The organism is Amedibacillus dolichus DSM 3991, from assembly GCF_000154285.1.
Lineage (GTDB): Bacteria > Bacillota_I > Bacilli_A > Erysipelotrichales > Erysipelotrichaceae > Amedibacillus > Amedibacillus dolichus.
This window is the reverse complement of the sequence record NZ_DS483477.1, coordinates 250,062-275,311: the sequence shown is the minus strand read 5'-3', so window position 1 is coordinate 275,311 and position 25,250 is coordinate 250,062. Positions and strand designations below refer to the sequence as shown.

The window sequence follows — 25,250 nt, the reverse complement described above, 5'->3', positions numbered from 1 at the left end:
GGCTATTTGTAAATTCTAGGTACACGTGCAGAAATTCTGCATAAGGTTTCATTGTTGATCGTATGAGCATTTCTTGATAAGGTATCAATGGATAAGCATTCTTCTCCATCGCACCCGAACAATGTTGCAACATCGCCTTCTTTTACATCTTCGATATCACTGACATCAACCATCATTTGATCCATACAAATATTACCGATAATTTCAGCTCTTTTGCCATGAATCAAAACATAGGCATGCGTATTTGATAAACTTCTTGGATACCCGTCTGCATAACCGACCGATAAGGTCGCAATACGACGCGTCTCACTTGCCTTATAATGTCTCCCATAGCTGACCGTAACACCCTTTTCAATTGTTTTTACAAGCGATACATTTGCCTTCCATTCCATAACCGGCAAAAAATCGGGATTGGTTTTAATTGCAATTTCATCATCACTGGTAATTCCCATCCACAACAAGCCGGGACGAGCATAATCATAATCCAAATCCGGATAATTTAAAATTCCATAGCTGTTTTGAATATGGCGCAAACCAACCTCAATTCCCGCTTGCTTTAAATCCGCAAGCACCTGCTCAAACAGCTCTATTTGATGCTTGGTAAAAGCCTGTGCATCTTCACCTAAATCATCACTCACCGGAAAATGTGAGAAAATCCCGCAGGCATGCAAACCCTTCAATGCATATACAGCCTTTACTTCCTCAATATGGTAAGCATGCGATTGTGTAACAATACCGATTCTCGACATACCGGTATCCAGCTTCACATGCACATCAATACATTCATCATGTGCCAAAGCATACGCATTTAGCTTCTTCGCATACTCCAATGATAAAATCGTTTGCGTTAATCTATACTTCTTCAACAAAGGAAAATGCACCGGAGGTGTATAGCCCAAAATCAAAATCGGAGAGGAAATTCCACCCTCACGTAAGGACAGCGCTTCATCAACACTGGATACACCGAAAAAATCAATTCCGATACGCTCCAATTCCTTCGCACATACGACATCACCATGACCATACGCATTGGCCTTGACAATTCCCATGATTTTATTTGTGCCCAAAAGCAGCTTTTGAATTTCCGCAACATTATGTTCAATGCGTGAAACATGAATCTCGAGCCATGATCTTGTATTGCTGGTAAGCATGCCATTCCTCCTTTATATTTTAAAGCTTTATTCCATTGCCAAATCAACTAAGCGATCAATCAAATCACTGAATGCAATCCCCGCCTCTTTCATCATCGTCGGATAACGAGAGGTATCGGTAAAGCCCGGAATCGTATTTACTTCATTGATTAGAATTTGATCATCAGGTGTCTTAAACATATCCACACGCGTCATTCCCTTACAATTTAATGCCTTATAGGCACGTAAAGCCAACGTACGTGCTTCCTCTATCAATTCCTTTGAAATGCGTGCCGGACAGTAAATGTGTGAATCCACCATTTGATACTTTCCTTCATAATCAAAAAATGGCAGACTCGTTTCGATTTCATCAACATTTCCTGCAAATAATTCACGATTTCCCATAACCGCACAACCGATTTCAAAGCCTTCGATCGTTGTTTCCAAGATGACCTTTCCTTTACCATCATGATAAAAGGCATCTTTTAAAGCAGCTTCAAAGCCTTCGAAGGAATCCAATTTACTGATTCCATAGCTGCTGCCGGCATTGGCAGGCTTTATAAAAATCGGAAGTCCGAGCTTTGCTTTTGCTTCTTGATAAACAGCCTCATAATCCATATCCTTCTCTTCGTAAACACAAAGATACGGAGCACAAGGAACCTTCGCATTTTCCAATACGATATGCGTCATTTCCTTATCCATACAAATACTTGAACTCATGTGTCCGCAGCCTACATAAGGAATACCGCTAAGCTCAAACAATCCTTGAATCGTTCCATCTTCCCCATTTTTTCCATGCAGTACAGGGAAAATACAATCCACCGGAATTTCCTCATAACTGCCATCGCTGCATAATTTCAAAAAACCATGATTTGCAGTTGAACAAGACAATACACATGGACATGTCGAAGCATCTTGCAGCCACGTATCATGTTCAATGCTTTCTACATCTCCATCATATATATACCATTTTCCGTCCTTCGTAATTCCAACTAACAACAGATCATAACGCTCCTTATGAAGCTTACGAATCAAACTGCCTGCGGAATGCAGTGAAACCGCATATTCACTGGACTGTCCGCCGAAGATAACTGCTAAACGAATTTTTTTCATGCTTATTCTCCTTTTACTAGCCAATCAACCAGCTCATCTAGCTTCATGCCACGTGAGCCCTTTATTAAAATCATACATTCTTTTTTGCCATAAGGCTTCAAATAGGAATATAACTCCTCTTTGTTTACAAAATGACGAATATATACATCATGCAATTCATTAAAAGCCGCCTGTGCTGTATAACGCGCCATATCTCCGATTGTCAAAACCTCTTGAAGATGATAATTTTTTAAATCCTTTCCAAGCTGATAATGAATCTGATCACTGGTTTCTCCAAGCTCCAACATATCACCCAACACCGCAAGCTTATAAGGAATATCAAATTCCTCCAATGTATCTAATGCAGCCAACGCACTTTGTGGATTGGACTTATAGGAATCATTTAAAATCAAGGCTTGATCAAAGGAAACCAGTTCATTACGAAGTCCGGTCTTTTCAATGCTTTCAAATCCTTTTAAAGCCTCTGCTTCACAAACCTGTAAGGCTTTTGCGGCAATCCATGCTGCCGTTGCATTCATTGCCTGATGCTTACCGATCATATCCAAATGGCATGCGACATCATTGATATAAAAGCTTAAACCTTCTTTTTGTTGGCATACCTCATGAACGATATAATCATTTCCCTGCTGTGTACCGAAACTGCGTAATGCGATTCCTCCCGAAAGCTGTGCAGCTCGTAAAGCATCTTTCAAAAGCGGCTGATCTCCATTGTAAATAAGCATGCCGCCATCACGCAAGCCCTCCGCAATCTCTACCTTAGCACGAGCAATATTTTCCATTGAGCCGAGATTTTCCAAATGTGCAGTACCGACATTGGTGATAATAGCTATATCCGGGCGTACCAAATTTGTTAAAAAGGATAATTCACCGAGATTTTCCATTCCCATTTCCACAACTCCGACTTCCACATTTTGCGAAAAGGATAATAACGTAAGCGGAACACCGATTTCATTATTAAAATTTCCCATCGTTTTCTGTGTAATGTAGTGCTGTGCCATAAACGATGCAACGATATCCTTCGTGCTAGTTTTCCCATTTGAGCCGGTAATACCGATCACCTTCATATCCAGCTGATTACGATAAGCTCTTGCTAAATCCTGCAAAGCCTTGGTCGTATCCTCAACCAGAATTACCGTAACCTCTTTGGGTGGATTGGGCTCTCTGCGTTCCCACAGGACTGCCTTGGCACCATTATCAATCGCCTGTTTTACAAAAGCATGTCCGTTGTTATTTACGCCGCGAATAGGAATATACAAATTTCCTTCAACAACCTTACGCGAATCAATGCACACTCCCATGAGCATTTCTTCAATATCACTGTTTTCTATGTAATCCGCATCTAACATACGAATAACGGAATCAATTGATCGAATCATCATAGCAATCCTGCCTCTTTTCTACCTATAAACTAATTTCGTTTATATATTATACCATATCCCCAATGTGTACGTTAAGATTTTTTCATACGTTTCCACTCTCACTTTCTAACTTTTTTGTAAGATTGCTTTAAGATAACCACTGCTTATCCTAAAGCAAAGCATATCACATTCACATTTCCAAGCACTCATAAACACTTCTTATAAAAACGGAAGAAAGCAGCAAAGTACACCAAACGCAATCATTAGAACGTCGGATAGCTGAATCCGTTTGGTAACCAAAAAACAAGAAGGCTTTTTAGGATTGATATAAATCGGATAACATCTTCCTTTTTCCAATGTCTTTAAATAGCGATACCGTTCACTGTTCATACTCTTTTCATGATAAGTCTTTTGTGCATACGTATATTCAAAGATGGCATATTGAACCGAAATTCCATTTCCACCATAGGACGACTGCTCTCCTATATAAGTCGCTTCTAACTGCTCATTGCACAGAAAATAAAGCGCAATATGATAGCCTCCCACACCAATACATAAGCCCCCAAGCCAAAGCGGCAAAACCAAAAATATCAGCAACATGCCAAAAGGCAAATAATAATACATTGCTAGCATCGCCGCATAGCAAATAAAGGTATAGGCAAAGCCAAGTAAACTTCCTAGGCTTTTACGATATTGCTTCGTATAGAGCAACTTCAACATACTATAGCCACTACATGCAGCCACTCCCCATAACAGTATAAGCATAAGCTTTTTCTCCTATCTCTTTTTTCCTTTCAAAGCAATTCTTTCATGCTCTGAAATAAAAATATATAAAAAGAAGAGGCTTTTCCTCTCCTCTTTGCATTATAGCTTTGTGATGAATGCACGTAAAAAGCTATAGGTGCGATCAAAGCTTTCCAAATCCAAGCGTTCTTGCGGTGTATGAATATCTTCCATTTTCGGTCCCATAGTAACAATATCCATTTCCGGTTCTAAGGCTTTGAATACCCCGCACTCTAAACCACCATGCACAGAAATCTTTTGTAGCTCCTTACCAAGCACCTCTTGACATACCTGCTCCATAGTCTGTCGCAGCTTAGAATCCTTTGTAAAATTCCATGCCGGATAGCGTGCCTCCTGCTTTGCATCAAAGCCAAACGCACTAGCTAAAATTTCAACCTCTTGTGCAAGATCATCAACAAAGGATTCCTGCGCACCACGAATTGAACAATTCAGATAAATCGTATCTTCCATACGCACAACACCAAGGTTGCTGCTGGCAGTTGTCAGATCCTCTAAATGAACACTGTGATGACGCATTCCATCAGGAAGCACTCGCAGCAGTTGAAGCAAAGCTTGGGTATCATCACTTGCTAGAGCTTTTTCTACCTGCGCTTCTTCAAGCGTAATGCACAAGCCCTCATCACTGAACGCATATTCCTCACAAATAGCAGCAGAAAGCCTTTCTACACTTTTTTGCAGGCTTCCCTTATCCGCTTCACTCACAAAAAGAGCATACGCTTCACGTGGAATAGCGTTATCCTTCAACCCACCTTCGATTTTTTGCAGCTGTAAGCCATGGTGCTGCATAATTTCATAAAGTACACGCGCCAATAGCTTATTGGCATTTCCCTTTTCCTTATGAATTTCTCCGCCGCTATGTCCACCACTTAAGCCGGTTACATTTAAACGATACCCGCTTCCATGCACCGGAGCATACAACGCCTCTTTACTAAGAATGACATTTACACCTCCGGCACTTGCCATACAGGTAAGGTTTTCACCGCCATCATCAAGATTGATCATGCGCTTGGCATGGATATCTTCTTTTTTGATCGCCATTGCGCCAAATAAGCCAACCTCTTCTTGAACTGTAAAAACACATTCCAAGGGTGGGTGTGATAAGGTATCATCAGCCAACAAAGCAAGCATATAAGCAACCCCGACACCGTCATCTGCACCTAATGTCGTACCCTTTGCTTTCAGCATTCCTTCTTCGATATATATCTGCAAAGGCTCCTTTTCAAAATCAAAATCAGTTGCTTGATTCTTCTCACAAACCATATCCGTATGTGCCTGCAAAAGCACAGGCTCATGCTGTTCATAGCCGACACTCGCCGGCTTATAAATCAATACATTGTGCATCGCATCACGTTTATAGGCAAGATGATGCTCTTGTGCAAAATGAACTAAAAAATCCGCCACCTGATCCTCATGATAAGAGCCATGAGGGATTCGCGTCAGCTCCTCAAAATATTTTTGATGTGCTTTTGTATGATCTAAAACAGTTTTCATATCTTCCACCTCCGATAGCTTTATTTTAGCATATTTGCAGTCTTACTACTCGAAAGAAATACACTAAATAAAAGAATCTACATACTTAATACACTTAAGATTACCAAAACGCTCACAACCAATAGAATAACGATACGATAAATCCATAATTTTATCTTTTTCATAAAGCACCTCTAATCTCGTGTTTCTCATTTTATCACAATTCAAGAAAAAGTACATTGACTGCTATCAACGAAAACAAAAATCACGCTCATTTTTAGAAGTATTTATTCTAAAAATATTTTATAGAATATATCATGGTAACTTGTTAATATTTGGAAAATCTAATTTATACTATTTCTTAGGAGAGTGGAATTATGCAATTGGGAGATATCATACAAGCACAGCTTACAATGAAAAACATGACACAAACAGATTTAGCAAAGAAAATCAATATCGGACAACGTTCGATTTCAAATTATGTCAACAACAAGTCGTTGCCTGATTTAGAAACTTTGGCGAAGATCTGTAATATCTTGGAAATTGATATCTATACGATTTTAGGGACCAAACAATATGATAATGAAGCATTGTTTATTCGTGATAAAAACGAGTGCATGTTTCTTACCATGTACCGCAGTCTTCCCGATCATAAAAAAGCTCATTTCATGCAAAGTATCCTTACGCTTATGGATATGCTGAAATAAACTATCTTTTTAAATTATACGAAACAAACACTTAAGCTGCCGTAATATAAAACGACAGCTTTTATTGATTGTTTATCTATTCATAAAGTGTATGTACCTTTATGCTGTAAGCAGCAAATACAAATAAAACAAAGCAATTGCACTTATTCCAACAGCTAATATCTTTTTCAACAGCTTCATAAAGCTTACTTCTCCTCTTTATGTTCAAATACGAGCTTGTAATCCTTTAAATCATACTCTTGTGCGAAAAAGCCTTTCAACATTACTTCCGCATTACTCTTTGCATTGTCCAATAAACCATTGGCAATCGCATCTTTTTCTGCTTGTTTTCTTAACTTCTTCATCGCTTGATTATTTTCTTTCAAAGTAATCGGACGAAAAATACTTTCCTCATCATGATATACCTTAAAGGATTCTACATCAATCTCACTGCTCAACAGCTTTACCTTTGGCATTTTAACTAAAATCGTATGCTCACGCTCAGACCATTCAATCTCCTGAAAATCAAATCCGGCCTTGATCAATACATCATAACTGTAAATATATTTACTTTGCGTAAAAGGAATTTGCATTCCAAACAGCTCTCTTGATGCCTCCGTAACACTTACTTGCGTACAATAGGCTTCTTGAGTCGCCAACTCCCCAATATCCTCAAAGCCAAGCTTTGTTGTCTTTTCGTCCTGCGCAACAATATTCTTTATACTGAACACACAAATCGGCAATGCAATGATAATTAAAACGACAATCAAAAATTTCATTGTCATATATTTCCCAATTGCATCACCAATTCCTTTTTTCTTTACCACCATAACTTTTTCTTTTTTCTCACTCACAATATTTCCTCCATCTCCTAGGCAATGTAAATAATAAAATATATATCATTATTATAGTATATTTTTTACCTATCGCACATGTAAAGAACTAAAGAAATTCTTAATTTTTTTATTTTTGTATTCAATTCTACTTTCTTTTGTATTATAATTAGCATAGGCAAAGATATTCTTCGCCTAATTAGAAAATAATCCCCTAATTATTTTCTAAACATTCTATCCCCTTAATAATATTAGTTTCAAGAAAAAAAGCGTATCCCTAGCGCTTTTTTTCTATTTATATTTCGATTTTATAAACAAACTGATTTTGATAATTTCTACACTTCATTTCATATTTCTTTTATAAAATCGTAGAATAAATCATTATAATAAAAATGAATATAAGCAAATACATTCTAAATTCGTCTACGATTTGCGATGGCTTTAAGAAAATTTAATGCTAAAAGATATAAAAGAATTTTTTCTGCTATGAAATGTTTTTACCATAAGAAAAGGACTCTGTAATTCAGAATCCCAGTTTTGAGGCTATTCATGCCTTTTTTAGTTTAAGCAACCTGTCTTTTAAAAGCTATTAAAGCGTTTCTATTTATAATTTATATCCTAATTCATACGCTGCACGAACCGCTTCCAAAGCTTGTGCCACACCATTGGCATCACCGATGACGTATGTTTCTTGTTTATCTTTTACTTCTTCATATAATGGATTCCATGATGTAGATCCGACAGCACAGATAACATGTGTAAAGCCTGAATACTGTATTTCTCCTTGTTTTGTTTCGACAGTAATCGTTCCTTCTTGAATGCTCTTTACTTTAGCACTTGTAATCATCTGTACACCTTCTTGCTTAAAGCGCTTCATGGTTGGAACTAAATTATTCGGTACCATGCCTTGACCAATCGTATCCATCATCTCAATTAAAGTAACGCTTGCATTTCCACGAGCATGATGAAGAATATACTCGGCCGTTTCCATACCTACCATACCTCCACCGATAATAGCAACATTTCCGCTTGGAATATTCACATCGCCATTTAATACATCGTTTGCTAGAACCATTGTTTCTTTCCCTTCTATCGGAAGTAGAAAAGGCTTAGCACCTGTGGCAAGAATGACAATCTGTGGACGCAGTTCTTCAATCATAGCTGATGTTGCTTCGGTTTCATAACGAATCTCAACTCCATAACGGGCACATTCATTCAATAAATAAACGACCCATTTGGAAATCTCTTGTTTAAATGGAGGACGGCATGCTAAATTCAACTGACCTCCTGCTTTTTTCTCCTTTTCTAATACAAGAACATGATGACCGCGTTTCGCCAAGATTCGAGCAGCAGCCAAACCTCCGATTCCAGCCCCTACTACGACAATATTCTTGATATCTTCAGCTTGCGTAAATTCAAACTCTAGTTCACGTCCGGCAATAGGATTAATTACACAAGTAGCCGGGCGACGTTTTGTCTGTTCTCCAACACAACCAACCCCACAAGCGGCACAAGGTGCTATCTCATCATAGCGAGCTTCTTCAGCTTTCTTAACAAAGTCCGGCTCAGCTAACAAAGCACGTCCGATTACAACACCATCAACTTCGCCGGCATCTAATACATCTTCTGCTAAGCGAGCATCTAAAATTTTGCCAACTGTAATGACAGGTTTTGTCGCCACAGATTTAATCGCTTTGGCTTCTTCCAAGTTTGTGAATTCTGCCTCTCCATGACATGGAATGATTTTGTTACAACGTTCATATTGCGTACCACCGCTGATTTCAAAACAATCCACCCCATGCTTTTCTAAATAAGGAATCAAGCGTTTCATATCTTCTAGCGTATTCCCTTGTGGATCCTTTTCACTACCGGACATACGCAATATAATTGGGAAATCTTTTCCGCAAGCTTCTTTAATACCATCAATTACTTCAAATAATAAACGCGCCCGATTTAATAAGCTGCCTCCATAGGCATCTGTTCTCTTATTACGCAAAGGGGATAGAAAAGATCCTAACAACATATAAGCATGTGCACAATGCAATTCAATACCATCAAACCCTGCTCTTTGTGCATCTAAACTTGCCTTTACATATAGATCGACAATACCAGGTAATTCCTCAATCGCCAATTCACGAGTCATTTGTCCCATGGAGTTTGGATACACACTGCTTGCTACTGGCGCTACACCATAAAACGCGCTCACGCTTTCTGGTCCTGGGTGCGTAATCTGTGGAATGATCTTACAATCATATTGATGAACCTTATCGGTAAAATGCTTATATTTTTGAATACTTTCTTCGCTACGGAAACAAAGTGTATTTCCAAGATATGGAACACTTGGATCCACACTTGTCGCATCTACAATGATACAGCCTACACCACCTTCGGCTCTTCTTAGCCAATAAGCTTCCATCTTTTCATTTACCGTTCCGTCTTGACTTTCATAACCTAATGACATAGGAGCCATAAATGTTCGGTTCTTAACTTCCATTCCCGCAATCTGAAGCGGAGTAAACATTGTTTTCATAGTCTTTCCTCCTAAAGTGTTCTTGCGACTTCAAATCCTTCCGCAATCGCATCAATTGCTCGTCTAGCCTTTTTTGCATCTCCAATGATATGGCATGGAATATTTTTTTCTTCGCAAGCTTCAACAAGCTCTTGACTATCATTGGCTTTAAATCCAACTGCAAAGACAGCAGAATCACAAGCAACAAAACTTCCATCTTTTAATACGATACCTTCACTTGTAAATTTACATACCTGACTATTTGGACGCATATCTACATGCAATTGATGCATTTTCATCATGACTGAAATCTTACGCAAACTTCCTAAATCACTACCGATAGCATCTTTCATTTCTAAAATCGTAACTTTACAGCCATCACTTGCTAAAGTATCAGCCGTTTCTAAGCCAACAAGTCCTCCGCCAATAACAGCTACATGTCCTTTCGGACACACTTCATGACGTAAGATTTCTGTAGCTGATGCATGTGGCAACATATCCATACCCTCTAACTGAATCATAATCGGACTGGAACCAACTGCAACAATCACGGCATCGACATTCGCATTTTGGATCATTTGAGCATCTACTTTGGTATTCTTATGTACAGTAACTAACCTTTCTGTCTGTTGAGCCATTTCCATCGCTGCTTGTTTCATTTCTGCTTTTCCAGGTGCCTCACCTGCCAATAAGAATTCTCCACCTAATTCATTACTTGCTTCAAATAAAGTAACCTTGTGCCCACGTGCTTGTAAAACCTGTGCTGCTTCCATACCACCGACACCGCCGCCGATGACCCATACATTTTTCGGTGCCTGTGTTGTTTCCATTAAATATTCACTTTCATGACCAATCATCGGATTACGCATACAAGTAATATGCGGACGGTGCATCACATCGGTAAATCCATCATAACAGCCTTGATTACAACCCACACAATGAACGATTTCATCAACACGTCCTTCACAAGCTTTATTCGCAAATTCCGGATCAGCTAACTGCGCTCTCCCCATAACGACCATATCCACTCGATCATTTTCAATCAATTCATTAGCCAATTTAGCTGTATTAATTCGACCGACACCAATCGTCAGCATACCTGTTTCTTTACGAATCTTAGCTGCATTTTCAATATTAAATCCATTCGGTACATCAATTGGCGGTACTTCATACATGCTTGCTGCTGTAATGATATTTCCTCTGGAAACATCTAATACATCAACACCATGTTCTTTAGCAAGCTTACAAAAGCGAATCGTATCATCAATTGTCATTCCGCCTTCTAACATGTCATCTTGTGCATCAATACGAATGAATAAAGGCATTCCCTCTGGCATATTCTTACGAATTTCATCAATAACTTCTAATGGAAAACGAGAACGATTTTCAAAGTTTCCTCCATATTCATCACTACGGTGATTCAATCCTCCGCTTAAGAATGAATGCGGTAAATAATTATGTGCTAAATGAAATTCTAAACAATCATATCCCGCTTCTACGGCACGAGCTGCTGCTTTTCCATAACAAGCGATAACTTCTTGAATTTGCTCTTTGGTAATAGCCGGAATGGTATGACCTCCAAAATTCATTTCGGATACCACCAACATCTGCGCTTTTGGATCCATGCAAGCAGCAATCGAACCTTGCCACAATTGAATGGAAGCCTTTCCTCCGTTTGCATGAATTGCATCGGTTAATTTTTTATGTCCGGCAATATAGCAATCTTCACTGATTGAAACAAAATGTGCCGGTGCACTTGGCGTATGAACTGCCGCAACTTCCACAATATTCAAACCGCAGCCGCCTTTTGCTCTTGCTGCATGATAAGCAATTAGCTTATCGGTTACAAATCCTTTTTCATCTGCCATTCTTGTTCCCATGGCAGGCATAATAATACGATTTTTCAACTCCATATCACGAATCTGAATAGGAGCAAATAAATGTTCAAACATCTTTATACCCTCCGTTTCTCAATTTGATTATATGTTAAAAAAATACAAATTGATATTCAGATTCAATAAAATGATTACCAGATAATTACTTTTGTGAAAAATTTATTTTGTACGAATTGATTCACGAAAATCTTTTGGCGTTTGATTCATATACTTATAAAAGCTACGCTGAAAAGATGAATTACTGCCAAACCCAACTGCTGTCGATATCTCTGTAATTGATTTTGTCGTAGCCACCAAATAACTACATGCGATATGTATGCGAATTTCCTCTAACAATTCTTGTACACTCTTCCCAAACGACTCCTTGACTCTTCGCTCGATCACATACGTTTTTTTCAACAAATCTCTTTCCATATCTTGCAGAGTTATGGAATGATTAAAATTCAAGAATAAATAAATTAAAATTTGTAAAGATTCTTCCTGTATTTGCATCTGAATTCCGGAACCGATATTTGCTGTCTGATATTCACGAACACTTACTTGCATATATCGTTTAAAAACACGATGAAAATCCTCAACCGTATTAAATCCTAAACAATCGCTGATATATTGAATACTTAAGTCCGGAAAATGAAGTAAGGCACAAGCATTAAACACCTTTCCCATCTTCTGCAATTGAAAAAAAGTATAACCACTTGCTTTTGCAATCTGCCTATTTAAAGTAACAGGTGTCAGATGCACCGCTTTCGCATACTCTTTTAATGGCACCGTTTTACTGGTATCCAATATAACTCTTTGAATAACTTCCCATACATCACCTTTTTTAATCATTTCTTTTCTATTTCGATGCATTGCATAACGACAATATAAAGCATGCAGCTGCATAGCCAAGTAAATATTCATATTATAATGCAAAAATAAATCTTCTTGCTTTTCCATAAGTAAGTCCTCTAAGACCTTAAGCACACGCTTTTTTTCCTGTTCCTTTAAAACGAAAACCGTAGGTACACCGTACATCAATTTCTCATTCTCATCTTGTTCATGCTGTTCAAAACATAAAAACATAAATAAGCCAATATGAAAAGAAACACGAATGCATGAAATCGGTTTTTCGATTTCATCAATTTTATAAAAATGATGCATATATAAACAAAAGAAGCTTCCTTCTTGAATTCGATGCTTAGATCCGTTTATCCACAAAGAAGCCTTCCCACTTCGTACATAATACATATGCGTCGTTTCATGAAATTCTTGTTCAACCGGTTGCATAATCACCAATTCTTCTACATGTACTTGTTTTTCTTTTAAATTATAATAATTGCCACCTGTAAACCAATCCTTCTGATACCACATACTATTACCTCAATTAAATTATATTTAAGAATTGACATATCTTTCATTCATTATATCAACTGCTCCTTATCCATTGGATAACGAGCAGCTGATATTCTATCCTTATTTATCATACCATAAACTGTAAAAAATAATCGATTTGACGTTTCCACCAATACCAATCATGAGAAACATCATATCCCCAAAAATCAATCCATGCATCAATTTTCTTTTGTGCTAAAATATCCTGCATGGCTTGCAAGCAATATTCCATTTCCTGCTCCCAAGCTCCTTTTCCACAGCAAAGAATAATATCTGCTCTGCGATATAGCTCCATATTGGGATTTGTTAAAGACATATTCACAAGATAATCCATCGGGGAATTTCGATAGGTCAGCTCATCATGATAATCATGAAAAAAATAAGCTGCATGATACAATCCGCTCATTCCCAATACCTTCGTAAATATGTCGGGACGTCGCAAAAAAACATTTAAGGCATGAAAAGCCCCCATACTACAACCACTTGTCATGATACCTTGCTGTGCATTGGTATTTATTTGATAAATCATGGCCACCAGTTCATAAACAATGTAGTTATACCAACGCTCATGCTGTTCTATGCGCTCTCTTGGATCGCCGCATTCGTTTGACCACGTTTCCTTATCAATACTGTCGCAGCAAAAAAACTGAATCCTCCCTGCCTCGATATACTCTTTCGCAGCATCAATCATACCAAAATTTTCAAAATCATAAAATCTTCCATCTTGTGCCGGAAACACTAAGCAAGGTATTCCCATGTGCCCATATACTTTAAATTCCATATCACGATTCAATTCATGACTGAATGTCTTATAGTACTCCACCTTCATGCTTTTTCCTCCTTGCACACAACGATTGTTCTTGTGTTTGTCTGTGTTTACTATTATATCATATCTACTACTCAAAAATGAAAATCACCATCTTTAATTTGCTTGTGGCCGATACAAATATAGCTGCGAAACACTTACCAGTTGATACCCCTGATGAATCAGTTCCTCAATTAAAATTTCAGCAGCTTCAGCACTTGTTTCATACAAATCATGCATCAGGATAATATCTCCGTCCTTGACCTCACGCATAACACGCTCTACGATCTTATCACTGTTTTTCAGCTCCCAATCTCTGCTGTCAATCGTCCATGTAACGATTTTTTTATCTTGCGCGCATTGCAACACCGTTTCATTGCGACTACCATAAGGAGGTCGAAGAAGCTTTGGGTATTTTTTGGTAATCGTATAAATCGTTTCCTGCGTATGATTGATTTCTTCTTCAATTTTCTCCTTTGAAAGAGTTGTCAGCTGCTTATGTGAAAAGCTGTGATTACCAATCTCACTTCCTTCCAATACCATACGCTGTAACAAATCCGGTGCATTCATTGCCCGATCCCCTAAGATGAAAAAGGTTGCGGAAGCATTGTACTTTTTTAAAGCATCTAAAATACGCGTGGTGTATTTACGTGTTGGTCCGTCATCAAATGTTAAAGCAACCATTGGCTTTTGCGGATCAATATTGCTAATCGGTTCATTTAAAATATCCGGATAGGGTACATATGTTGGAGTAGTTTCCGCTTTCAAGCGGATAGCATCACCCAGCTGTTCATAATCTATCTCAACACAAAAAGGAAAATCAAATAAACTGCCTTGCGGAAAAACAACAACAAAACAATCCTTCGTTAATAGAAACTTTTCATAGTTTTCCAATGCCAAAGATAAATGCGGTTGCATCGCTTCCCTATCCCATAGCTGTGGATAATTTTGCTTAACCGCTTTTTCACTCAATTCTGCCAAGCGATAAAGCTGATCCTTGGCTAAGATATCAAACAGCATTACCTCTGTATTTTCTTTTGTGTCATAAACGATACATTCCACATATTCCTTTGCCGTCTGCAGCCGTTCGTAAATAGTAAGTTTGATTGAAATATAACGATCGTCCTTCCGATATGCCTCATAACTGATATTTTGTTCTGCACGCTGCTTGCCTTGATAATTCTTTGCCTTTCGCAAAAATGCATCTCGATAGCTCTTAATAAGCTTATGAAGCTGTTGATCTAATTTTTTAATATCGGTTTTCGGATATTGAATACTTTGGACAAATAGATCATCGAAGCTAAGCTCCATCACATTCTGACCGATTTCTTTTTTAGGGTTTTCGGACAGGATAAACTCTTTTTCTCGACAGCCGGCTAACAGTAAGATTATCACGAAAGGGCATACAAGCCACATTCTTTTTTTCATCTTCTCACCTACTCACTTCATTCTATGAAAAAGCATATAAAATATATGAAAAAAGTTTGTAATTAGCTGTAATTCGGTATATGATAATACATGTTTAAAGGTGGAATTTATATGAGTGAAAAAGAAAAAATTATCAATATAGCGGTCATTGCACACGTTGATGCCGGTAAATCGACATTGGTAGATGCTTTCCTGCGTCAAAGCGATGTTTTCCGCGACAACGAAGAGGTTGTTGACTGCGTAATGGACAGTAACGATTTGGAAAGAGAACGTGGTATTACAATTTATTCAAAAAATTGCAGTGTCATTCATGATGGCGTAAAAATCAACATTGTGGATACGCCCGGACATGCCGATTTTTCCAGTGAGGTAGAGCGTATCATCAAAACCGTTGATACGGTAATCCTGCTTGTCGATTCCAGTGAGGGACCGATGCCACAAACCCGCTTTGTCTTAAGTAAATCCTTAGAACTTGGATTACGTCCGATCCTTTTAATCAATAAGATTGACAAGAAGGACGCTCGACCACAAGAGGTCGTTGATGAGGTTTACGAATTATTCCTTGATTTAGATGCAAATGATGAACAGTTGGATTTTCCTATCCTATATGGAATCGCTAAACAGGGAATTGTTCAATATGACTTAGATACTCCAAGTGATTCTATCGAACCGTTATTCAAAACCATTTTGAAGCATTGTGAGGCATATCCAAACAAGGACGAAGAACCTTTACAGGTTCAAATCTCCGCTCTTGCTTACGATGAATATATCGGGCGCTTAGGTATCGGACGTGTTTATCAAGGTGTTTTACACGCTCAGGAAAATGTTGTTGTATGTGATTCCTTTGGAAACAGCCGAAATGCCAACACCTCCTCCATTTTCGTATATCGCGGACTTAGCCGCAGCTCGGTAAAAGAGGCTCATAGTGGCGATATTGTAGTTGTAGCCGGTATCAGTGATATTTCAATCGGAGAAACCTTATGTCTAAAAGATCATGAGATCCCACTTCCAAGCATTAAAATCGAAGAACCGACCTTAAGTATGAACTTTATCGTCAATAAGTCGCCTTTCGCCGGACAAAGCGGTAAGTTTGTTACAAGTCGAAACTTAAAGGAGCGCTTGGAAAAGGAACTAGAAGTCAATGTCGGCTTACGTGTAGAGCCTACTGAAAGCGGTGATTGCTTCAAAGTTAGCGGACGTGGCGAGTTGCATATTTCTGTTTTATTGGAAACGATGCGTCGTGAAGGTTATGAAGTTGCCGTATCGAAACCGGAGGTTATCTTACATAAAGATGAAAACGGAAAAATCGTTGAACCGATGGAAGAGGTTGTTGCACTTGCTCCGGAAGAATATTCAGGAACGATTATCAACAAGCTCAATCTGCGCAAGGGTACAATGATTGATATGGTAGAGGAAAACGGTTATTGCCGTATCACTTATGAAGCACCTACTCGAGGTCTATTAGGCTATCGCAGTGAGTTCATCAACGATACTCGCGGAGAAGGTACTTTGGTTCGTCGCATCAATGGCTATACTCCATATAAGGGAGATATTCAGCAGCGTAGCAACGGAGCGATGATTTCAACAGAAACCGGAAGCGCAATGACCTATGCCCTATGGAACTTGCAGGAACGCGGAACTTTATTTATCTCTCCGCAAACCGAGGTTTATCAAGGTATGATCATCGGTGAATCTGCTCGTAACATTGATTTAGATGTCAATCCTTTAAAGAACAAGAAGCTAACGGCTATTCGTTCCTCTGGAAATGATGAAGCAATGCGTCTAACTCCGCCGCGAATCATGTCCTTGGAAGAAGCTTTGGAATGGATCAACGATGATGAATTGGTAGAAATCACACCGGATACGATTCGTTTACGTAAAAAAGGTCTGACTCCTCAGGAACGCCGTCAATTCTATCGTGATAAAATGTCTGCAGAAGAAAACAAACAAATGTAAAAAGTCGCAACAGCGGCTTTTTCTTTTATCAATCAATAGTTTTAGTTACGATCATGTAAAACATGAAAGCTTAAGAAATGCGCTAATTTCTTTTAAATAAAAAAATAAGGATATGTCGCTAGGACACACCCTTGTTACGTTCGTTTATCAAACTTTGTTTTACACTTTGGACAAGTAATCGTTATCTCACCTTTTCCCTTTGGCACTCGTAATTCCTGTTTACAATTCGGGCAGCGATAATATTTATGCGTCTTACGATCACGAAAACGCTTCTTCAAGCTGCGATAACGACTGGTAATCGGAAATACCATACGTAAAAAGGTTGTATTTTCCTTAGAACGCTTATAGGTTTTTCTGCTTAAAATACGAAACCAGCACCAAATCAAGATTGCCAACGGTGCATAGCTAAGAAGCGGTAACTGAAAGAAGCCTGTTAAAAGTGTTACAACGATATAAATAACAAGCAAAAAGATAGAAAGCTGATCTACTCCATATCTTCCTCGCATAAAGTTTTGAAGCCATCTCATTGATTAAAACCTACCTTCCGTCATTGTGATTCATTATATCACTGTTCGTATGCTTTTGCCATGTATCTATGCCATTTTTGACACTTTCACATATTGTTGCATATACATTGACATATACGGAAGGAATTGCTATAATAATGATGACAAAACTTCAGGGTCGGGTGAAATTCCCAATCGGCGGTAAACCCCGCAAGCCAAAATGGCAGAACCGTGTGCAACTCCGGTGGCGACAGTATAGTCTGGACGGAAGAAGTATCTTTTTTTGTGTTCCCTAAAGGTTTGTTGAACCTTTTTTCTTTTAAAAAGGCTTATATCGGACATATAAGGAGGAAATGTCATGTCTAACGGTTCAACAAAAAAACGTATGAATATTCATACCATTGCCAAGATAAGTATTTTATCAGCTTTGGCAACAATTCTAATGCTTTTTGAATTTCCACTCCCAATTGCTCCCCCATTCTACGAAATGGATTTCAGTGAGGTTGTCGTTTTGATTGGCGGCTTTGCAATGGGTCCTTGGGCAGCGGTATGTATCGAAGGCTTAAAGGTCTTACTAAATCTTATTCTTAATGGTACGATAACCGCCGGCGTAGGTGAATTGGGGAATTTTTTAGTCGGGTGTAGCTTTATTTTACCGGCAGTATTTATTTATCAAAAGAAAAAATCAAAGAAAAATGCCATGATAGGATTGATGATCGGTACGCTCTGTATGGCAGTTGTAGGTGCTTTGGTTAATTATTATATGCTTATTCCCGCATTCATCGCTTTTGCCAACTATCCATTAGATGCTATTCTCAGTGCCGGAAGTGCTATTTATCCTTCTATTGACAGCTTATTTCCACTCATTGTTCTATGTGTTGTTCCATTTAACCTAATCAAAGGTTTGTTATCAGGTACCATCGTATTTCTATTATATAAAAAAGTATCTCCCCTTTTGCATCAATGATTACAAGACGCAAGGTATATCCTTGTGTTTTTTATATCCTTCAATATTGTTGATTATATACAAACATGTAAAACAGATATCCATAGATTCTTACGATAACAAAAGCATTTGCCATACGATAATATAAACGATAAAAAGAATCAGTATAGCTTAAGATTTTTCTCGCTCTACTGATTCTTTTTTATCAATTATCAAAAAATCCATCAATCAACTTCTGATCTGCACATTGAATGCTGCATTTCACTTGGTTAAATAATCTAAAGCTTAACATATCGAGCATCAAAATCCTGTAATTCTGAATCAACATACTGTTCGATTGCTCGTAATTGATTTTTCCGAAACATACTAGGCATCTTACGTCCTTGAATATAATAATTCAGTCCACTTAGCAAAAAAGCTTCCAAAAAAGCAATTATCGGATCTACCTTTGCGAATATTCTTAAAATCATAAAAGCAACAAACAGTAACAAGCCTGAAACTATTAACAATTTCATACGAATTGAATGATAAACCTGTTCTAAAAAATCCGTATATTTATGCAGAAAGCCATTCATGGATAAAGAAAATTCAAAAGCCACAGCTTCTATATTTCGCATTCCCTTTTTATGCGTTTTTTCTTGTTGCTCTTTCATTTGTAGCATACGCATTGCACAATAACGTGCACCATTGCGATTTTCTTTTAAATCATAATATTTTCCAAGCATATACATGACCTCTATATAAGTGTTGGAATGTATGCTGCTAGGTGCCTTTAACAACAATTCCTTTAGCTGACTATAAGCATGCTCACTTAATAAATCCTTTTGCTTTTCAAAGCCAATAAACAACTCATGAATACCCTTTTCAAATATTACCTGCTGTCTTTCCTCAACATCAAAATCCTCTGCTATTTCTAAATTTTCTTTTTCCTTCATATCCATCAGCCAAGCATACTGCCTTAACTGCCTCCTCTGACTTTTCTGTTTGTTATAATCCTTTACTATTTGCTTCTACTAAAAAATCCTGAAAGTAATTTCTCAATATCTTTCATAAATAAATTACTTCTTTAGCATGGAGCCTTATGTATTTATATTAAAGCGAATCAAAACGATCAAGCTTATTAGCATTCGCAACAACGAACAAATGATCATTGCGACGCAACGCATAATCCGGTTCCGGCGAAATATTAAGCTGCTCTTGTCCGACACTGCGAATTGCGATAACATTGATTTCATAACGCTTTCTCAGTTCCAATTCCATCAATGTTTTGCCAATCCACTTTTCCGGTGTCGGAATTTCAACAATACTGTAATTTTTATCAAAATCAATAATTTCAATAATGTTATTTCCTAAGACACTTTTTGCGACCTGTTCTCCCATTTCTTTTTCGGGACGTACGACCTTATCCGCGCCTAATTCACTGAACACCTGCATAAATCGTTTATTTTTTGCTTTCGCAATAATATAGGGAACTCCTAGCTCCTTTAGGTTAATAATCGCTAAAGCACTTTCCTCCAGATGCGATCCCATACATACAAAAACAATATCACAATCCGCAAGACCGGCAACACGCAGCTGAGAAACATCAGTTACATCACACTGCATCGCCTCTGTTACGATATCTGCCATACGATTCACACATTTCATATCACCATCTACCGCAATTACTTCACAATTGTTCTGACTTAATGTTTTCGCAACCGTTGAACCGAAAATCCCTAAACCTACTACACCATATAATCTCTCATTCGCTTTTTTCATATACTACCTCTCTATCCCACAATGATATTCCCTTTCGGAAGTGAAATCTTATTCTCATCGAAGCTGCGTTGGCGCATCATAGATAATACCAAGGTTGAAATACCGATGCGTCCAATATACATCATACAAATAATCACAAGTTTACCTAAAGCTTCTAAATCTCCGGTTAGCCCAAGCGATGAGCCAACGGTTGCCAACGCACTGACACATTCAAATGCGATAGATAAAAAATCCTGACTTTGAATAATGCACAACAATAAAACTCCGACGAACAAAACAACTAAATTTAAGAAGAAAATGCCCATCGCCCGAATGACGATACTTTCCTCAATCGCACGGCGAAATACTACCGTTTGCTTACTCCCCTTCAACATTCCGATGATATAAATAACCAAAATAATAAATGTTGTTGTTTTAATACCTCCCGCAGTTCCTCCGGGGCAACCACCAATAAACATCAAAACCATCATGATCAAACTTGTCTGCGATTGCAAAGCACCATAATTGATAGATGTAAAGCCGGCAGTTCTTAAGGAAATGGATTCAAACAACCCACACATAATTTTCTGCGGAAAGGGCATATTTCCTAATGTTGCCGAATTGTTGTATTCAAATACCACAATGAATAGCGCACCGCTGACAATCAATAAAAAGGTTACAAATAATACCAATTTCGTGTGTAATGATAAGGAACGGCGAAATTTCTTCCATGCCAGCTTTCCTTTTACCAAGGAAACCAGCTTATCACGAACATCAAACCATACCGCAAATCCTAAACCACCCAAAACAATAAGCGCCATGATCGTAAAACAAATCAAAGGCTGATCGGCGTATGCCTGCAAGCTAGTGCTTCCCAAGGTATCAAAGCCGGCATTACAGAAAGCAGAAACAGCTAAGAAAATCGCCTTGAAGCTTCCATCAAACAGACCATATTGTTCAATCATCGGAATTGATAATAAAATTGCACCGATTGTTTCGAAGAAAAGTGTATAATACAAAATATCTACAATAAACTTTTTCATGTTAAATACATGCTCTTGATTCAGCATTTCCTTCATAACAATTTTCTCATTCAAGGAAAGCCGACTTTTGATGATCAAAAGAAAGACTGCCATGAAAGTCATCAAGCCTAAACCACCGATTTGAATCAACAGCATCAACACAATTTGACCGAATAAATTTAATTGTTCAGAAACATTGATCGTACTAAGTCCGGTAACACAGGTAGCACTTGTTGCACTAAACAAAGCATCAATTGGATTCATAAAATTTCCATCAACATTGGAAATCGGAAGCATCAAAAGCAAGGTTCCGCATAGGATTACCAACAAAAAGCTTGCGGCAATCTTTTGAGCGGGACTCATCTTTTTAAAATTTAACATGGAATGTATAAACTCAACCATAGCTCACCAAACTTTCTGCATCTATTATAGCACCAATTTAAAATTCTACCATACCAAATCCAAAGTTTATGCAATTCCTTATAAAAAGCTGTTGCTTACACAAAAAAGAGCTCCTTTGAGCCCTTTCCATACTTACTAATAGTTTTCTTTACGCACTTCAAAATAAGCCTGTGGGTGATCACATACCGGACATACTTCAGGAGCACTTGTACCGACATGGATATGTCCGCAGTTCAAACATTCCCAAATTGTTTCTTCGCTCTTATCAAAGACACGTCCTTCCTCAATATTATTCAATAAAGCAAGATAACGCTGTTCGTGTGCTTTTTCGATTGCCAATACGCCTTCCATAGTATCCGCAATATCATCAAAGCCTTCCTCACGTGCTTCCTTTGCCATACGTGCATACATATCTGTCCATTCAAAGTTTTCACCGGCTGCGGCGTCCTTAAGATTGGTTAGTGTATCAGGCATACCGTCATGCAACAGCTTAAACCACAATTTCGCATGTTCCTTCTCATTAGCGGCAGTCGCTTCAAAGATATTGGCAATCTGCACATAGCCTTCTTTTTTCGCCTTACTTGCATAGTAAGAATATTTGTTTCTCGCCATAGATTCGCCTGCAAATGCTTCATTCAAATTCTTCTCTGTCTTGGTACCTTTTAAATTCATCAAAATTTCCTCCTTTTGTCCTCAGCAAACGCTCTTTCTTAGTATATTCTTTTTTCTAAAAAAAGATACGTTGCTTTCGTTATCTTCATTTTACAACATTTCCAAAAAATTTGCATACACTTTTTAAATAATCCGATAATTTCACATACTCTAATCTTTTTTAAATTTGTATTTATATATATGTTTTTCATTTTTAAAAGCATTTTTTACTTATATTTTTTAAAGTAAATGAAATAATTGTATTTTTATTAGAGATTTTCTATACTTTTTTTATAATTTAAGGTAAAATTTCAATAAAGGAGGATTGTTTTATGAATACTACACACCCTTTCGATGAATTCGGAATAAATCTATTTAGTGAGCAGGTAATGAAGGAATGCCTGCCCCACCCTATTTATACAAAATGGAAAACAGCAACGAACAAAGAAGATGCTTTGGATCGTCCTACCGCAGATGCTATCGCACATGCTATGAAAACCTGGGCAATGGAAAAAGGCGCAACGCATTTTACCCATTGGTTCCAACCGCTAACCGGCTCCACTGCCGAGAAACATGATAGTTTTATCGAACCGGGAGAATACAACCAACCCATCTCACGCTTCAGTGGAAAATCCCTAATCAAAGGAGAAGGAGATGCCTCTAGCTTTCCTAGCGGTGGACTTCGTGCAACCTTTGAAGCTCGTGGCTACACCTATTGGGATTGCACCTCTCCTGCCTTTATACGAGATCATGTACTCTGCATTCCTACTATCTTTGTTTCCTATAATGGAGAAACACTTGATAAAAAGGCCCCTCTTTTAAAATCGGTAGAGGCCATTAGCAGGCAAGCTACCCGTATTGTCAATCTTTTTAAGGATAAGGATATTAAACGTGTTCACGCCATGGTAGGCTTAGAACAGGAATACTTCCTTATTGATAATCAAATGTATCATGAACGTAAAGATCTCATTCACACCGGACGTACTTTATTTGGCACCATGCCACCGAAAAGCATGGATCTGAGAGGACATTACTTCGGCAGTATTCCTACACGTGTCCAAGCATTTATGGAAGATGTCGATAAGGAACTATGGCGATTAGGTATTTATGCTAAAACCGAGCATAATGAAGCTGCTCCTTGTCAATTTGAATTAGCTCCTTTGTTTAATGAAGTCAATATTGCCGTTGATCAAAACCTGATTATTATGGACGTATTAAAAAAGCAAGCGGAAAAGCATGGCTTTGCTTGTCTGCTTCACGAAAAACCTTTTCGCGGAGTAAATGGTAGCGGTAAGCACAACAACTGGTCGCTTGTTACTGACGATGGTCAAAACCTTTTAGAACCGGGTGATCGACCTCATGAAAATATTCGTTTCTTATTATTTGTTTGTGCCATCATTGAAGCTGTCGATAAGCATGCGGAAATGCTGAGAATGGCAGCAAGCTGCTATGGCAACGATTATCGTTTAGGAGCACATGAAGCTCCTCCCGCTATTGTTTCTATCTGTATGGGAGATGAATTGGAGATTGTATTGGATAAACTTCGCCGCGGCGATAGCGAACTGAAAAATAAGGTCGAAACACAGCCCTATGAAATTGCTAATCTTTCCTATGTTCCAAAAGATACCAGCGATCGCAATCGTACTTCTCCTTTTGCTTTTACCGGAAATAAATTTGAATTTCGCATGGTTGGAAGCAGCCGCAGTGCTTCTACGACCAACATTATTTTAAATTCCATTGTTGCCGATTCCTTATGTCGAATCGCCGATGAATTATCCAACTATAAATATATTGATGATATTCGTAAAAAATCATTGGATATTTGCCGTGCTATCTTGCAAAAGCACTCCCGTGTCTTATTTTCCAAGGACGGTTATTCCGAGGAATGGCTGCATGAAGCAAAAAAACGTGGACTTCCTAACATTCCTCATTACTTGCATTCTATTGATTCCCTTATTGCAGAAGAAAGCGTAAAAATGTTTGAACGCAATGGTGTATATAATAAAACAGAGCTTGAAGCACGTGTTGATATTCTAATCGAAGAGTATCGAAAATCCGTTAAGGTAGAGGTGCTGACACTATTAGATGTAAGTAAAAAAGATATTTTGCCAGCACTAGTTAAAGAAATTCAATTTTATGCCGATGCTCAAAATGCATTGGGTAAAACAAATGCTTATTTTACAAGAAAACTAGACTACCTGCTATCTTTACTAGACAAACTCGACAATGCCTACCACACCTTAAAAAAAGCCATGGAGGAACGCAATAAAACAAAGAACAGTCGTGAGAAGGCATATTATCTTGATGAAGTCGTAGTACCGATGATCAATTCTTTAGGCGATATCATTGATAAAGTAGAAGAAGCTATTTCCCGAGAGAATTACCCTTTCCCTACTTACGATGATATGTTTCTAGCCATGCAATAATTATATTTACATAAGGTACGGTTATGAAATTAGCATAGCCGTACTTTTTTTTTATGATTTATTGTATTCCATACCCATAAAAAATCATATACATACAAATAATAAAAAAGTATAATAGGTTCATAGATTACACATCAAAAATATTTAGCTACTTACTATCTAAAATCAGTCTATCTAATTGAAGCAAAAAAAACAA

At 38.0% G+C, this 25,250-nt stretch carries 20 protein-coding genes and 1 riboswitch; of the genes, 4 read left to right on the top strand and 16 right to left on the bottom strand.

The annotated features are described in order from the left end of the window. Positions 1-2: 2 nt before the first annotated feature. From alr to pepD, 5 genes are all read right to left on the bottom strand, one after another. Entirely contained in the window at positions 3-1,151 is a 1,149-nt protein-coding gene (gene alr, locus EUBDOL_RS08540; protein WP_004800533.1) for an alanine racemase, read from the bottom strand. Positions 1,152-1,178: 27 nt separating this feature from the next. Beyond that, a complete protein-coding gene (locus tag EUBDOL_RS08535) occupies positions 1,179-2,243 on the bottom strand; it encodes a D-alanine--D-alanine ligase family protein (RefSeq protein ID WP_004800532.1) in 1,065 nt (354 codons plus the stop codon). A gap of 2 nt (positions 2,244-2,245) precedes the next feature. Then, positions 2,246-3,622 (bottom strand): UDP-N-acetylmuramoyl-tripeptide--D-alanyl-D-alanine ligase, encoded by a 1,377-nt coding sequence (locus EUBDOL_RS08530; RefSeq protein WP_040463675.1) that lies wholly within the window; start codon positions 3,620-3,622, stop codon positions 2,246-2,248. 198 nt (positions 3,623-3,820) lie between these two features. Beyond that, positions 3,821-4,366 (bottom strand): hypothetical protein, encoded by a 546-nt coding sequence (locus EUBDOL_RS08525; protein WP_004800530.1) that lies wholly within the window; start codon positions 4,364-4,366, stop codon positions 3,821-3,823. 99 nt (positions 4,367-4,465) lie between these two features. After that, positions 4,466-5,896, bottom strand: a complete 1,431-nt coding sequence (pepD, locus tag EUBDOL_RS08520; RefSeq protein ID WP_040463674.1) for a beta-Ala-His dipeptidase — start codon at positions 5,894-5,896, stop codon at positions 4,466-4,468. 356 nt (positions 5,897-6,252) lie between these two features. Between pepD and EUBDOL_RS08515 the strand changes: the two genes are divergently transcribed. Then, a complete protein-coding gene (locus tag EUBDOL_RS08515; RefSeq protein WP_004800527.1) occupies positions 6,253-6,582 on the top strand; it encodes a helix-turn-helix domain-containing protein in 330 nt (109 codons plus the stop codon). A 185-nt stretch (positions 6,583-6,767) separates the two neighbouring features. Here the strand turns inward: EUBDOL_RS08515 and EUBDOL_RS08510 are convergent, their stop codons facing one another. The 6 genes from EUBDOL_RS08510 to EUBDOL_RS08485 form a co-directional block, all read right to left on the bottom strand. Next, the gene (locus EUBDOL_RS08510; protein WP_004800525.1) at positions 6,768-7,415 is read right to left on the bottom strand and encodes a DUF4230 domain-containing protein; all 648 of its coding nucleotides are present in this window, start codon (positions 7,413-7,415) and stop codon (positions 6,768-6,770) included. Between the two features lie 583 nt (positions 7,416-7,998). Then, on the bottom strand, positions 7,999-9,924 hold the full coding sequence (locus EUBDOL_RS08505) for an FAD-dependent oxidoreductase (RefSeq protein ID WP_004800524.1): 1,926 nt from the start codon (positions 9,922-9,924) through the stop codon (positions 7,999-8,001). 11 nt (positions 9,925-9,935) lie between these two features. Beyond that, complete coding sequence (gene baiCD / locus EUBDOL_RS08500; RefSeq protein ID WP_004800523.1) at positions 9,936-11,855, bottom strand: bile acid Fe-S flavoenzyme BaiCD; 1,920 nt, start codon at positions 11,853-11,855, stop codon at positions 9,936-9,938. Between the two features lie 102 nt (positions 11,856-11,957). After that, on the bottom strand, positions 11,958-13,151 hold the full coding sequence (locus tag EUBDOL_RS08495) for a helix-turn-helix transcriptional regulator (RefSeq protein ID WP_004800522.1): 1,194 nt from the start codon (positions 13,149-13,151) through the stop codon (positions 11,958-11,960). Between the two features lie 109 nt (positions 13,152-13,260). Further along, a complete protein-coding gene (locus EUBDOL_RS08490) occupies positions 13,261-14,001 on the bottom strand; it encodes an esterase family protein (RefSeq protein ID WP_022419993.1) in 741 nt (246 codons plus the stop codon). A gap of 93 nt (positions 14,002-14,094) precedes the next feature. Continuing rightward, positions 14,095-15,405 carry a polysaccharide deacetylase family protein gene (locus EUBDOL_RS08485; protein WP_004800520.1) on the bottom strand — a complete coding sequence of 437 codons (1,311 nt, stop codon included), beginning with the start codon at positions 15,403-15,405 and terminating at the stop codon, positions 14,095-14,097. Between the two features lie 111 nt (positions 15,406-15,516). On the opposite strand from EUBDOL_RS08485, the gene typA reads away from it, so the two are divergent. Next, positions 15,517-17,361: a translational GTPase TypA gene (gene typA / locus EUBDOL_RS08480; RefSeq protein ID WP_040463670.1), complete on the top strand. Its 1,845-nt coding sequence runs from the start codon at positions 15,517-15,519 to the stop codon at positions 17,359-17,361. A gap of 134 nt (positions 17,362-17,495) precedes the next feature. Here typA and EUBDOL_RS08475 read toward each other — a convergent pair whose 3' ends face one another. After that, the gene (locus EUBDOL_RS08475) at positions 17,496-17,888 is read right to left on the bottom strand and encodes a 6TM ABC transporter family protein (protein ID WP_004800518.1); all 393 of its coding nucleotides are present in this window, start codon (positions 17,886-17,888) and stop codon (positions 17,496-17,498) included. 143 nt (positions 17,889-18,031) lie between these two features. Then, positions 18,032-18,147, top strand: a riboswitch (FMN riboswitch). Between the two features lie 78 nt (positions 18,148-18,225). Here EUBDOL_RS08475 and EUBDOL_RS08470 point away from each other — a divergent pair. Further along, a complete protein-coding gene (locus EUBDOL_RS08470; RefSeq protein ID WP_004800516.1) occupies positions 18,226-18,834 on the top strand; it encodes an ECF transporter S component in 609 nt (202 codons plus the stop codon). Positions 18,835-19,091: 257 nt separating this feature from the next. On the opposite strand, the gene EUBDOL_RS08465 is transcribed toward EUBDOL_RS08470, so the two are convergent. The 4 genes from EUBDOL_RS08465 to rbr form a co-directional block, all read right to left on the bottom strand. Beyond that, complete coding sequence (locus EUBDOL_RS08465; protein WP_147362253.1) at positions 19,092-19,748, bottom strand: hypothetical protein; 657 nt, start codon at positions 19,746-19,748, stop codon at positions 19,092-19,094. 157 nt (positions 19,749-19,905) lie between these two features. Then, on the bottom strand, positions 19,906-20,574 hold the full coding sequence (locus EUBDOL_RS08460; protein ID WP_004800514.1) for a potassium channel family protein: 669 nt from the start codon (positions 20,572-20,574) through the stop codon (positions 19,906-19,908). Positions 20,575-20,585: 11 nt separating this feature from the next. After that, a complete protein-coding gene (locus EUBDOL_RS08455) occupies positions 20,586-21,956 on the bottom strand; it encodes a TrkH family potassium uptake protein (protein WP_235713708.1) in 1,371 nt (456 codons plus the stop codon). Positions 21,957-22,112: 156 nt separating this feature from the next. Beyond that, a complete protein-coding gene (gene rbr / locus EUBDOL_RS08450; RefSeq protein WP_004800512.1) occupies positions 22,113-22,649 on the bottom strand; it encodes a rubrerythrin in 537 nt (178 codons plus the stop codon). Positions 22,650-22,960: 311 nt separating this feature from the next. On the opposite strand from rbr, the gene EUBDOL_RS08445 reads away from it, so the two are divergent. Beyond that, on the top strand, positions 22,961-25,054 hold the full coding sequence (locus EUBDOL_RS08445; protein ID WP_004800511.1) for a glutamine synthetase III family protein: 2,094 nt from the start codon (positions 22,961-22,963) through the stop codon (positions 25,052-25,054). The last annotated feature ends 196 nt before the right edge of the window (positions 25,055-25,250 follow it).